This is a genomic window from Caldisericota bacterium, assembly GCA_034717215.1.
Classification (GTDB): domain Bacteria; phylum Caldisericota; class Caldisericia; order Caldisericales; family Caldisericaceae; genus UBA646.
In genome coordinates this window covers 1-10,993 of record JAYELD010000064.1, presented here as the reverse complement: position 1 = coordinate 10,993, position 10,993 = coordinate 1, and the positions used below count along the sequence as shown (strand labels likewise).

At 34.4% G+C, this 10,993-nt stretch carries 11 protein-coding genes; all 11 read right to left on the bottom strand.

Annotation, left to right across the window (positions count from 1 at the left end; genetic code table 11):
* The coding region (locus U9Q18_02760) for an amidohydrolase family protein (protein MEA3313278.1) at positions 1-1,359 on the bottom strand (1,359 nt) is incomplete at its 3' end.
* A 148-nt stretch (positions 1,360-1,507) separates the two neighbouring features.
* Entirely contained in the window at positions 1,508-2,722 is a 1,215-nt protein-coding gene (locus U9Q18_02755) for an amino acid ABC transporter substrate-binding protein (protein ID MEA3313277.1), read from the bottom strand.
* A 156-nt stretch (positions 2,723-2,878) separates the two neighbouring features.
* Positions 2,879-3,601, bottom strand: coding sequence for an ABC transporter ATP-binding protein (locus U9Q18_02750; protein MEA3313276.1), 723 nt, complete (start codon positions 3,599-3,601; stop codon positions 2,879-2,881).
* Positions 3,591-4,367, bottom strand: a complete 777-nt coding sequence (locus U9Q18_02745) for an ABC transporter ATP-binding protein (protein ID MEA3313275.1) — start codon at positions 4,365-4,367, stop codon at positions 3,591-3,593. The genes U9Q18_02750 and U9Q18_02745 overlap by 11 nt, the downstream gene beginning before the upstream one ends.
* Before the next feature lies 1 nt (position 4,368).
* Positions 4,369-5,331 carry a branched-chain amino acid ABC transporter permease gene (locus U9Q18_02740; protein ID MEA3313274.1) on the bottom strand — a complete coding sequence of 321 codons (963 nt, stop codon included), beginning with the start codon at positions 5,329-5,331 and terminating at the stop codon, positions 4,369-4,371.
* Between the two features lie 36 nt (positions 5,332-5,367).
* Positions 5,368-6,231 carry a branched-chain amino acid ABC transporter permease gene (locus tag U9Q18_02735; GenBank protein ID MEA3313273.1) on the bottom strand — a complete coding sequence of 288 codons (864 nt, stop codon included), beginning with the start codon at positions 6,229-6,231 and terminating at the stop codon, positions 5,368-5,370.
* Positions 6,232-6,292: 61 nt separating this feature from the next.
* Positions 6,293-7,210 carry a dihydroorotate dehydrogenase gene (locus U9Q18_02730; protein MEA3313272.1) on the bottom strand — a complete coding sequence of 306 codons (918 nt, stop codon included), beginning with the start codon at positions 7,208-7,210 and terminating at the stop codon, positions 6,293-6,295.
* Positions 7,203-8,003, bottom strand: a complete 801-nt coding sequence (locus U9Q18_02725) for a dihydroorotate dehydrogenase electron transfer subunit (protein MEA3313271.1) — start codon at positions 8,001-8,003, stop codon at positions 7,203-7,205. The genes U9Q18_02730 and U9Q18_02725 overlap by 8 nt, the downstream gene beginning before the upstream one ends.
* Before the next feature lie 65 nt (positions 8,004-8,068).
* Positions 8,069-8,992, bottom strand: coding sequence for an aspartate carbamoyltransferase (pyrB, locus tag U9Q18_02720; protein MEA3313270.1), 924 nt, complete (start codon positions 8,990-8,992; stop codon positions 8,069-8,071).
* A gap of 103 nt (positions 8,993-9,095) precedes the next feature.
* The gene (gene arcC / locus U9Q18_02715; GenBank protein MEA3313269.1) at positions 9,096-10,064 is read right to left on the bottom strand and encodes a carbamate kinase; all 969 of its coding nucleotides are present in this window, start codon (positions 10,062-10,064) and stop codon (positions 9,096-9,098) included.
* A 55-nt stretch (positions 10,065-10,119) separates the two neighbouring features.
* Complete coding sequence (locus U9Q18_02710) at positions 10,120-10,905, bottom strand: IclR family transcriptional regulator (protein ID MEA3313268.1); 786 nt, start codon at positions 10,903-10,905, stop codon at positions 10,120-10,122.
* Between the last annotated feature and the right edge of the window lie 88 nt (positions 10,906-10,993).

Sequence of the window (10,993 nt, the reverse complement as noted above, 5' to 3'; positions counted from 1 at the left end):
AATTAATTCATAATCTGTATTAACTTTTCGAATATTCTTTTCTCCGTGTTTAGTAGTTAAAATCCTCCCTTTTTCTCCTATAACTACACCTTCAACCATAATTATCTTGCCCTTATTTATTCCTATTATCGCCTTTCCTTCTTCTAGATCTAACACAGTGATATCCGCATCTGCCCCTTCTCCTAAATGTCCTTTATTTATCATACCAAACATCTGGGCGGGCATTAATGAACTTTTAATTACAAATTCTTCTAAAGACATTGCTCCAAATTTTACCAACAATAAACCCTTTTCTATGGTAACATTCCGAGGTATTCCACCGCCATCCGTACATAAGGCATTTACTAAAAATTTGCCATATTTATCTTTACTGGTGGCACAAAGAAACTGAATTTGAGGAAGGTTCACTGGGAAACATATTGTAATATCTGTATCCGCTTCCTGCCAATATTTTACTCCCTTTAAACCAGTTAATAATATATTTTCTTTATTTACATTTATACTTACCTGAGCAAAACCATTTTTTATGGCCTGGCATAGTCCTAATTCTGTAGGAGGGTATTGACCCATACGTAGACAATTATTAGTTATACTGCTTTCTGGTTTACCTTTAATACATTTTCCGCTAGTGCCATTAATAGAAGATAAGTAGGAGGCACTAACGATATTATTCTTTTCTTCTAATAAAGAAAAAACCTCCTTTAATTCATCTAAAGGTTCGCCGGTTAAACCTCGACAGTAACTATTAATATGAGCGATATGGACTCCCTTATCACCAACTAAATCAATCGCCTCTTTAAAGCCGTTCAAATCGCTTCGGGTAGCAGTGGTACCTATATGATAAGCGACATAAGTTTTTTCTTTATTGGCTATCTCAATAATTTTGGCAGTCGCCTCTGGCGTAAGAGGATAATGGCCTCCTAATATTTTTACCCCTATAGCCCCTTGATTTACTGCCCGTTGAACAAATTTTTCTATCTCTTCAAAAGAAGGATTATTGCTGGGTAAATTTATTCCAAGACGAAAAGCTTCTAAGACCGCAATGTTTAATCCTGCTCCTTCTTCATTAATAGAATTAATTATATCTTTCAAGGGACCAGCAAAATCAACAGCAGTTATTACTCCAACCTTGGCCATCATCCTATACCCTGCACTTCCACCAATCCAATTGGATAGATGAACATGGGGGTCAATAATTCCAGGTACTACTACTTTCCCAGATAAATTAAATACTTTTGAGGCCTTGTTAGAATCAATTTCTGATTTAACTTTTTCTATTCTCCCCGATTTTATGGCTAAATCAGTAATTTTATTAATCTTATTTTTAGGGTCAACTAATCTTGCCCTCTTAAAAAGCATATCATACAATTAACCTTACCTCTTTCCAATACGCATTTTATTTAAGAGAAGTAGGATTATCACCTATTGATTTTAATTTATTCTTACTTAGTTCTTTTACAGAATATAAAGGGGCTGTAAATTAATTACAACCCCTTTATAAAAAATACTATCTATTCTTCCATTCTGGTGTTGGATGAATTGGTGCTTTTTCTTGAGAAGCTTCCGGATAAACAAGTATATATTCACCATCTTGTACTTGTATTACAGGATGTACCCACTCAATATTTTGCCCTTTTTCGTTAAAAGCAATCGGTGCCCAACTTGCTGGGTATACATCAATGCTTGCTAAAGCATCTCTAACCTTCTCAGTATCTAAAGAATCAGCTTTCTCTATAGCTAATTGAAGTATTGTGCCGGCTGCACTTGCACATGATACATGATAATCCGGTACAAAACCAAGTTTATCCTCACAGAGCTTTACATAATCTGCTGTAGTTCCAAATACTTTATCTTCACCCTTCATAGAAGGAAGCCACCATTCACCCTCAAAAACATAATTAGCATCATCACCCAATTCACTCACAAAGCTGGGAATCATAACTCCTACTGAAAATGCATAAATCTTAGGATTTATATCTAACTCTTTGCATTGCCTCATTACCATTAAGGCATCTGCTGTATAACCGGCATCAGCAAGAATATCAGGATTTAAATTTTTAACCTTAGTAAGTAAGGTAGATATATCAGTTGCACCTGCAGGATATTTTTCAAAAAGAACTACTTCCATACCCAATTCTTTGCAAGCTTCAACAAATCCTTCAGCACAACTTAAGGGGAATAAGTCGTTAGCTGATATAACCGCTACTTTTTCAGGTTTAGGATCTAAAGTTTTAGCCAAATGTGCTATAGGAACCATAAGAGTGGGAGCAGGTGGAAGAATTGAAAATATATGTTTATATCCCCTTTCGTAAATCTTAGAAGCGTTGGCACAAGAAGCCACAGTAATAACTCCATATTTTTCTCCAATAGCAGAGGTAGCAAAAGTTATAGAACTAGAGAAGGGGCCGAACAAAAATTGTACCTTATTTTGAGTAATTAATTTTTCCGTAAGTTTGGCTCCCCGTACTGGATTACTTTCATCATCGTAATAGATTACCTTTACTTTATAATTTTCCCCAGCTACAGTAATCCCTCCATGACTATTAACCTGATCTTCCCATATTTCATACCCTTGTTTAACCAATCTTCCTTCATAAGCTAATTTCCCAGTCAAAGAAACTGCAGCACCTATTTTTATAATATTTTCTTGAGCAAACACTATTCCCGTTAAACTAAATAATAAAATACTGATCAACATCACAAAAATTATAACTCTTTTCATCTTTCTCTCCTTTTTATTTAATTAAATAATTTTCAAGTTCGCCTTTTATGTTTCTGTACTTACTTATTTGCCTATCTATCACCTTCTTTTTCTTTTTTAATTCAGTTAATAGAATCTGTTTTCTCGGATATCCAAACAGTATATTTAATTCTTAAATTATATTCCTAAATAGGCAGCTTTTATATGTTCATTTTTGGCTAATTTATCAGTATCATCTTGAACGGAGACTGCTCCCGCTTCTAAAACATATCCTCTGTCCGCAACATCTAAAGCTACTTTTACGTCTTGTTCAACTAATAGTATACTAACTTCTCTTTCTTTTCTTAATTTACCAATAATTTCTATTAAATCATCTACGATAATCGGAGCCAAACCCAAAGACAATTCGTCAATAATAAGTAATTTGGGCCGAGACATTAAGGCTCTTCCGATAGCACACATCTGCTGTTCACCACCTGATAAATTCCCAGCAAGTTTTTTTCTATACCCTTTTAGCGGTTTAAAGAGTGTGTATACAAAATCTAAATCTTCTTTTACACTTTTATTATACTTCCTTTGAAAAGCACCCATTAAAAGATTGTCTTCTACTGTCAATCCAAAAAACAAATGTCTTCCCTCGGGAGCAAAACCGAGTCCCATTTTTATTCTTTCCGGAGAAGCTATTTTGGTTATATTATTGCCTGAGTAAAATATTTCTCCTTTGGAAGAGGGAATAATTCCTACAATATTCTTTAATAGTGTACTCTTTCCTGCTCCGTTTGCGCCGATGACACATACAACTTCTTTCTCTTTTACTTCAAGATTAATATCCCATAAAACTTGAATTGCACCATAACCTGCTTCAAGATGAGAAACTTTTAATAATGAATTATCCTTCATTGTTTACCTCCTTAATCCCTTTAGCATATCTCTTGCCCAGATAAGCTTCAACAACTGCTGGATCGTTTACTACTTCTTGAGGAGTACCTTCTACTATCTTTCTGCCGTGGTGCAAAACTACAATTCTATCAGAAATTCCCATAACTGCCTTCATAATATGTTCAATATATACTATAGTTAAATCTTTTTCTAGCCTGACTTTTTTTACTAAAATACTTGCTTCTTCAACTTCTGTCGGATTTAAACCGGCCATAACCTCATCTAAAAATACAACTTCGGGTTCCATGGCTAATACCCTGGCAAATTCCATTTTCTTTAGATCAGGTAAGGTAATATCGCTTACCATAAAATCTTTTTTGCACTCCAAGCCTACTAATTCTATTATTTCTTTAGCTCTTTTAGATGCATTTTTCATATCAGTATTTCTCTTATCTCTTCCATAAAGGGAACCGACCAAAATGTTTTCTTCTACAGTCATTCCCATTAAAGGTTTTACAACCTGATAGGTGCGGGTTAATCCCATCCTTGCTATCTGGTAAGATTTTAAATTACTTATATCTAAATCTTTAAAAATTACTTTTCCGCCAGTTTTGGGGAAAGCACCGGTAGCAAGATTAGTAAGGGTGGTTTTTCCAGCACCATTGGGACCAATTAACCCAAGTATCTCACTCTTTTTTACTTCAAAGCTAACCTCATCTACTGCCTTTAAAGCTCCAAAATGTTTACTCAGATTTTTTATTTTTAAGATTGTATTGTTTTCTCCCACCTTAAATACTCACCTTCTTCCCTGCTCTTAACTTTCTTCTTTTTACAAAATCACCGACAGTACCGGTTACTCCTTTTGGAACAAAAAATACTATGATAATAATGATAATTCCTAATGCGGCAAGATGATATTCGAGAAAAGCACTCCAAGTTACTTCTGCAAACAGTTCAATTATAAAGGCACCAATTATGGGGCCTAAAATACTCCCGGCTCCTCCAATCAACATAATAACAATAGTATTTACGGCAATCATTACATCAAAAACTTCATCAGGAGCGATAAATGACATCCAGTATGCATAAAGAGCGCCGGCTATACTGATAAAAAAAGCACTTATAGCCCAGGCAACTACTTTATGATAAGTAGTATTAATTCCCATAGAATTTGCTGCTTCTTCATTCGCTTTTATACTTCGAATTCCAAAGCCAAACCTTGATTTTATTATAAAATGTAAGCTCAAAGTAGTAATTACCATTAAACCAAACATGGCCAAATAGAAGTAATTGTATACTACACCCGGGGCCTTATCTATAATGGGTAAAGTAGTCCCCATAGCCCCTCCGGTTATTTCAGTTGCATTTTGCACTACCGATAAAATTGCTGCGCTCATGCCAATGGTAGCAATAGCAAAATAATGACCTCGAAGCCTAAGTACCGGAAGTCCCAGTAAAATACTAAATAAAATTGCAGTAATGGCAGCTAAGGGGATGACGACTAAAAAAGGCAGCCCCTTACTCATACCGATTGCCGTAACATAAGCTCCTATCCCAAAAAACATAGCATTACCGAAAGGTAAATAACCCATATAACCGGACATAAGATTCATTCCCTGGGCAATTACCGCATACATAAAAATGGTAGTAATCACCCGAACCGAATAGCCTGATAAAAAACGCGGTAAAAAGGTAAATAAAACTACTGCTATTGTTAATAAGAAAATATTTACTTTTTTATTATTTGACACTTATCTCAACTCCTCCTCTTTCAAATAATTCCTAAATTAACCAAAAAACTTTTTTCCCATAAGCCCATAAGGTCTCCAGAGCAAGACGGAAACCATAATTACCATACCGATAGCTTCTTGCCATTGTGAGCCAAGATAAGCTGCTCCCGCAGTCTCCGCAAATCCCAAAAGCAAACCCCCAGCAGCTGCGCCCCAAATATTTCCCAAGCCGCCCAATATTGCAATAATGAACACTTTTCCTACGAGTGGTCCTAGAAGATGAGGAGAAAAACTATAGATACTCGCCCAAAGCGAGCCGGTTAACCCTGCTAAAGCAGTTCCTAAGGCAAAATTAATCATATACATTTTTTCCACATCTATCCCTACTGCCTGTGCGCCTTCTTTGTCTAAAGCAACTGCCTGTATACCCTTTCCGGTTTTTGTCTTCATCATAAAAAGATAAGTTAAATAGATCAATATTCCTGCAGTAATAAAAGTTAAAAATTTAGTTAAGGAAACATAAACATCACCGAATTGAAAATTACTGCCGGCATAGGCAAGGCGTATAGTACGATAATCAGCAGACCATACTTTCAATATAATATTTTCTACAATTAATCTAACTGCAAAGGTTAAAATAAGAGTAAAAACTATTCCGCCTTTCAGAAAGGGTTGCAAGAATCCACGGTATATTATTGCTCCTATTACGAAAAGAATAGCCCCGGACATTATCATACTAATAAACGGGTCTATATGGAAAAAATTAAAAATTTCCAGGGAAATATAAGAACCTAAAATAACCATTGCTCCATAAGATAAATTAATTATTCCGCTAATGCCCCATTGCAAGGAAAAACCTATACCCATTAAGGCATACAATCCGCCCAATAAAATAGCGTTTACTAACATCTGTAATCCCATAAAAGTATTTCTCCTTTTTTAGATTTAAATATCAAACTTATTAAATATCATAAAATATATCTTAATCTTTTATCAAACCAATTATATCTTGAATAGAATTATGTTTTTGTTCTTTTAAATATCTCTTAATCCCTGTAATAATTTCTAACATCATATAAGGGTTGCTAAAATTAGCTGAACCTACCTGTACTGCGCTCGCACCGACAAGAAACATTTCAATTGCATCCTCAGCACAACAAACTCCGCCTACTCCTATAATCGGTATATCGATAACCTGGGCAATTTCCCATATCATTCTAACCACTATTGGTCTTATTGCCGGCCCGGATAATCCTCCAATGTTGTTTCCCAAGCGTGGTAATTGCTTGTCAATATCTATTGCCATACCCATGAAAGTATTAGCAATAGTTACTATTTCTGCACCGGCGCTTTGTACAGATAAAGCCATTTTTTTTATATCGGAAACATTTGGTGATAATTTGGCAATAATTGGTTTTGATGTGTTTTTCTTTATATTAAAAATTAATTCGTATAATTTATCTTCATTAACACCAAAAGGAATCCCGTTATTTAGATTAGGACAAGAAAGATTTATTTCTAATGCTGAAATTTCTTCGATTTTATTAAGATATTCTGCTAAGTTACAAAAATCCTCAACAGAATTTCCCAGAAGGCTAACAATAATAATATTGTTTGCTTTTTTTAATAAAGGCAATTCTTCTTTTATGAAATATTCTACGCCCTTAGAAGGTACACCGACCGCGTTCAATAATCCACAATCAGTTTCACAAGTCCTTGGCTCAGAATTTCCTTCTCTTTCTTTGAAAGCAATACTTTTAACTACTACTGCTCCTAACCTGTTAAGTTCGTTTTCATTTAATAAAGTACACCTCACATCAAAGGTACCTGAGGCAGGCATAATTGGATTTTTTAAATGTAGGTGACCTAAATCGATTTCTAAACTCACTTCTTTAGTCATTAAAAATTACCTCTTCAACTGGAAAAACAGGTCCTTCCTTACAAACCCTTTTATAACCGTATTTAGTTTTGCGAACACATCCTTTGCAGGTACCTATACCACAGGCCATATGTTCTTCTAGGCTTACAAATGCTAAAAAATTATATTTTTTTTGTAAATTTCTTATGTGCTTAGCAAGCCTTTTTGATCCGCAAGTATAAACAACATCAACTACTATTTCTTTTAATATTTTCTCTAAAAAACCAGTGACTTTCCCCTTTGCCCCCTTTGTACCGTCATCTGTAGTGTAAAATGTTTCTCTAGAAATAGATTCAATCTTATTACTACATAAAAGTAAATTTTCCGTCTGAGCAGATAGAAAACTATAAATCTCAATTCCCCTTTTTTTACTTTCTAACATTAGTGGAATTAACGGAGCAACTCCTATGCCCCGGGCAACTACAGCGACCTTGCGTGTATTTTCGGGAATATTAAATCCATTTCCAAGAGGGCCTATTAATTCTACTAAATCACCTATTTTTGATTCAGCTAGAATCTGTGTGCCCTTACCTATGTTTTTATAAAGAATATCAAATGTGCCTAAGTTGGGTTCAATATTGTAAAAACTAAATGGCCTCTTTAAAAAAAGTTCTTTAATTTTCCATTTAGACAACATAACAAATTGCCCCGGTTTAGCTTCTTGAGGAATTTGAGGAGCTTTTATTTTTATCTTATGATAATTATTACTTAAATTAACCTGTTCAATTATTTTTCCTTTAGTCAGTATTGAATTTATATCTCTGGGATTTTCCACAAACTTACCTGCTTTTGATAATATTTTTAGATATTGTGTATGTTTACTAAATTAAAATAATTTATTTATACTCTGCCACTGACTAAAGACAAAAGTGCCATCCTGACATAAAGTCCATTGTGAGCCTGTCTAAAATAAGCAGCTCCTTCATAATCATCAACCTCAGTGGAAATTTCATCTACTCTTGGTAGGGGGTGGAGAATAGTAATTCCTTTTTTAGCTTTTTCAATCATTGCTCTATTTATTATATACACGCCCTTAACCTTTTCGTATTCTTCAGGATTTTCAAATCTTTCTCTTTGTACTCTCGTTACATAAACAATATCACTAACTGATAAAGCTTTTTCCACATCTTCTGTTTCTTCAATCTCTGCTCCCCGGCTTCTTAGATCTGCCGTTATTTCTGCAGGCATTCTTAAAGATTTTGGAGAAACAAAAATCATCTTATTTTTACATAAAGCCATAAAATATCCTAAAGAATGAACTGTTCTTCCGTTTTTTAAATCACCTAAAAAGGTAACTGTCTGTCCACCTGAAACTCCCTTTTCTTTGCGAATAGTGTAAAGATCTAGAAGAGCTTGGGTTGGATGCTGACCGGCCCCATCACCACCATTGATTACCGGGTGAGAAGCATTATCAGCAGCAATTTTGGCAGAACCTTTCATGGGATGACGCATAACAATAACATCAACATAGCCATCTACCGTTCTGATACTATCTGCCAAAGATTCTCCCTTAGCTGCAGAAGAACTGGCAGCACTAGCTACTGTAATTACTCGGGCACCCAGTCTATTGGCAGCAGTCTCAAAAGAAAGACGGGTTCGGGTACTGGGCTCAAAAAATAAGGCAGCTACCACCTGACCTTCCATATTCTTAATAACTTCTCCGCCTTTAACCCGTTTTTCAAAACTTGCGGCAGTATTCATGATTAAATCAAGTTCTTGAAGTGAAAATTGAGCGGTATTTATTATATCTTTTCCTTTTAACATTTTTTTCTCCTTTAAATTATTTATTATGTTTTTATCATCACGGCAAAACCATAATGCTACATCACGAAGAATAATGCTCTTTTTTAATTTTTACTCTGTAATTTTATTTTTCTATAATTGTTCCACTTTGTTCTTTTAATGCTTCTAAAGCCTTATCCAAAGATGTAATTATAGCATTCTTCCCTCCATTTTTTAAAAATCTTAAACAAGCTTTAACCTTTGGCCCCATACTCCCCGCAAGAAAATGTCCTTCATCAAAATATTGTTTAGCTTCTTCGAAAGTTATTTTACCTAAACTTTTCTCATTCGCTTTACCATAATTAATTTTAGCTTCTTCTACGTCTGTAAGAATTAAAAAAACATCTGCACCTACTATTTCTGCTAATCTTTCTCCGGCAAGATCTTTATCTATTACTGCCTCAATTCCTTGGTAATTTCCTTCTTCATCTTCTAACACCGGTATACCACCGCCACCTGAAGCAATAACAATTACCCCGGCATCAACTAATTTTTTAATAACATCAGCTTCTAAATTAGATATAGGATCTGGGGAAGGAACAGTTCTTCTCCAGCAACGTTCTCCGTTTGGCTTAACCTGCTTAATTATATATTGAGGGTTATTCTCCTTCATTTCTTTAGCTTCTTCCGCGGTTAGAAAATTGCCTACCGGTTTTGAGGCTTTATCACCAAAAAATTCTGGGTCATTTTTATCTACCAAAACTTGATTTAATATTGTGCACACTGGTATATTCAGGCTCATTTCTTTTAGATGATTCATTAAGGTTTGCTGTAACATATAACCAATTTGCCCTTGAGTCATTGCTCCTACTACATCCATGGGATGCGCTGGAACACTATCCGTAGATAGCTTTTGTTGCACCATAAGATTGCCAACTTGCGGTCCATTTCCATGAGTTATTATTAGCCGATCTTCCTCGTTAAGATTCTTGATAATTTCTGAGATATGTTTTGTCGTTTTCCAGCAATTCTTGAATTGTTCCTCTGAAGTTCCTTTTTCATTTGATTGTTTTATCGCATTCCCACCTAGTGCTATTAAAATTACTTTTGCCATTTTCTTTCTTCTCCCCCAAAATTTTTTATTGCGTTATATAAAACAAATAATTTTACTAATTAGCGTTCTTTAAAATATTTTCTTCTCTATATCCTAACTTATTAGATATCTCCTGAGCTGAATCAGTAACAATTTTAATGAGTCTCTTCTCTATATTATCCGAAGACATTCTTTTTGCTAACCCTGTTATAGTAATACTGGCTATTGTTTTTCCGTTAACATTTTTTATAGGTGCAGCAACTGCTTTTATTCCTTCTTCAAGTTCCTCATCGCAAACGGCAAAACCCTTATTTTTTATGTCCAATAAATGTATCATTAATTTTCCAGGCTCTGTAATTGTATTTGGAGTATATCTTATGAGATGTTTTTTCTTAATAACTTTTTTAATATCTTCAGGAAGTTGGTAAGCTAAAAGCACTTTTGCAGAAGCAGTACAATGGAAAGGCATTTCCTTACCAACTTCAACAAATAAGTGGTGAGTATTTGATTTTTTATATGGAGTAACTGAATCAATACATATGCTATGATAACTCTGCCATATGGTTAAAAAGGTAGTAAAACTAGTTTCAGTGCAAACTTTTTTTAAAATCGGCTTAGCAATTTGCCGAAAATCAAATGAATTATAAAATGAATTTGAATATTCCAGTATCTTTAGCCCTAATTTATATTTGGAAGTTTCTTTTTCTTGACTAACCAGAGAATGGCTTAATAAGCTACTTAATATTCTATGAACTGTACTCTTGGGAAACAACAGCTTAGAGCTTAATTCACTTATTCCTACATTTCTTTTAGCATTACTAAGATAATTTAGAATTTGTATAGATTTCTCAATTGAATTCATAGAATGTGTTTCCTTTTATAACTGTTCCATTATATAGAATATTGTTCCAAATAACTATTATAATTACTATACCACACAATATTAAAAA

What these genes read in the sequence shown, in the direction of transcription:
- U9Q18_02735 (MEA3313273.1), bottom strand. Translation starts at nt 6,231, where the DNA reads ATGGGATTACAGATGTTAGTAAACGCTATTTTATTGGGCGGATTGTAT.
- arcC (MEA3313269.1), bottom strand. Translation starts at nt 10,064, where the DNA reads ATGGCAAAAGTAATTTTAATAGCACTAGGTGGGAATGCGATAAAACAA.
- U9Q18_02710 (MEA3313268.1), bottom strand. Translation starts at nt 10,905, where the DNA reads ATGAATTCAATTGAGAAATCTATACAAATTCTAAATTATCTTAGTAAT.
- pyrB (MEA3313270.1), bottom strand. Translation starts at nt 8,992, where the DNA reads ATGTTAAAAGGAAAAGATATAATAAATACCGCTCAATTTTCACTTCAA.
- U9Q18_02750 (MEA3313276.1), bottom strand. Translation starts at nt 3,601, where the DNA reads ATGAAGGATAATTCATTATTAAAAGTTTCTCATCTTGAAGCAGGTTAT.
- U9Q18_02755 (MEA3313277.1), bottom strand. Translation starts at nt 2,722, where the DNA reads ATGAAAAGAGTTATAATTTTTGTGATGTTGATCAGTATTTTATTATTT.
- U9Q18_02730 (MEA3313272.1), bottom strand. Translation starts at nt 7,210, where the DNA reads ATGACTAAAGAAGTGAGTTTAGAAATCGATTTAGGTCACCTACATTTA.